This window comes from Caballeronia sp. (assembly GCF_049581465.1).
Taxonomy (GTDB): domain Bacteria; phylum Pseudomonadota; class Gammaproteobacteria; order Burkholderiales; family Burkholderiaceae; genus Caballeronia.
Window position 1 is genome coordinate 1 of sequence record NZ_JBAUSA010000305.1, and the last position, 1,670, is coordinate 1,670.

1 protein-coding gene is annotated in these 1,670 nt (G+C 58.0%); it reads right to left on the minus strand.

The window, feature by feature from the left end:
* Nucleotides 1-917: 917 nt before the first annotated feature.
* Nucleotides 918-1,670 (minus strand): helix-turn-helix transcriptional regulator (locus WCA53_RS07590; RefSeq protein ID WP_423907566.1); only part of this gene is annotated, 753 nt, incomplete at its 5' end.

A 1,670-nucleotide genomic window follows, 5' to 3' on the forward strand; every position in this document is an offset into this window, starting at 1 on the left:
AGCCAAGGCGACCCCACGGCCGGCGCGGAAGCCCGCCGGCGAGCCACCCTTGTCGCCGTCCGAAGCCGCCCGAGAGGAGCATGAAAAATCGGTCGAACACACGATGCCGGACGACCCGGTCGAGGACTATGCGTAGCCCGACATAGCGTCGCGCTGGGAAAAGCCCGTGCGATTTTCCGCTCGTACCGTGCGCCCTAGCGCTGCGCGTTCGCGTTCCGCCAGGCCCAATCCGGCATGCCTGGATGCAAGTTGTCGCAAGGGACCAGTTCGCTCAATCATTGGATCTACGATAGGAGGAAGAACGTGAAACGCGATATGAGTTTGGCGCTTGCCATACTGAAAACGCTCGAAGGAAACAAGTCCTCGCAACTCAGCGAATTTTGACATCGAAGCAGCGCTCAGGACCGAGTTCGATGTTTCCAACCGAGGAGTAGGCTACCAATTGAACCTGCTGTCCGACGCGAATCTCGTACGCTTGATGGGAACTGACTGGCGGCTAACCTGGGAAGGCCACGACTTTTTGGCATCGGCAACCCCGCAAGCCGTCGGAGCGACCTGAAGTGCGCCCGGCTTATTGGCTGGCTTACGGTCAGACCTCTTGGTTCACTTGACTTAACTTAGAATCTCGCCATATCGCGTAACTCGACGTTACACTCAAGAATCGACTGTTACCACTGACAATTTTCGGCCAGCCGTAAGTTGATGCAGGGCTCGTGGACAGCGGCTATAGAAACGGTGGAGCACGTTGTGTATTGATCCGTGGTTGGACGCCTCGCCTTTCGACCAAATTCTTCTTTCTCTTCGCGCAGATATCGCGGGAGGTGATCAGCCTGTTGAACGTCCCACCCGGCGGGGCGAGCTTGATCCTGTTTTGAGTTGCAACCACCGATGCTAACGTCGACTCGACAACCCTGGCGTCACCGACCTTGCCCGGTGACAAATTGTACGTTTTGTCTGTATTGGCTGGGCGTCACGCCTTGCTGACGAGCAAAGAAGCGGGTGAAGTTTCCCGGCGAGTCGCAGCCCAGATCGAGCGCAATATCCTGAAGGGCCATCTCGCGCTGCGAGACGCCTTCGATCGACAGGTCCATCCTCAGCATGGTGCTGAGAGTCGCCGGGGTCATGCCGGTCTGCTTGCGGAAGAGATGGAAGAAGTGCGGACGCGATAGCCCAACCGTTTGTGCGAGATCGTCGAAGTCCGGCGGGACGCCCCTTACCTGTTTCATCGCTTCGATCGCGCGACGAATCCTGATGTCGTACGCGATACCGCCAACGAGTCCGGCTGCTGAAAGTGCGTTCCCTCGGGGCGATATACCGACCAGTTCACCGGTCATGTCGGCGATCAGCCCCTGGACCGCTTGAAGCGACTGGCCTTCACGGTCAGTCAGAATGTCGAGCAGGTCTGTATGAAGGCGGCTGAGCTTCCCCTGCACCGACACGGAAGACCTCGGAAAGAAACGGGGATGAATGCTGTACGCGAAACGCCGGTCGACCTCCTTCAACCAATCCGGCTCCAGATAAAGTGCAAGCAGCACCGTCGGTTGCGATTGTGGGCGATGCTCATAGAAACGCGGCTCCCACGCATTCACCAGCAGCACGTTCCTGCCTGACAAAACATGCTCGCGATTGCGGATCCCGAACTGGATGTCAGGACCGCCTTCGTTGAAGAT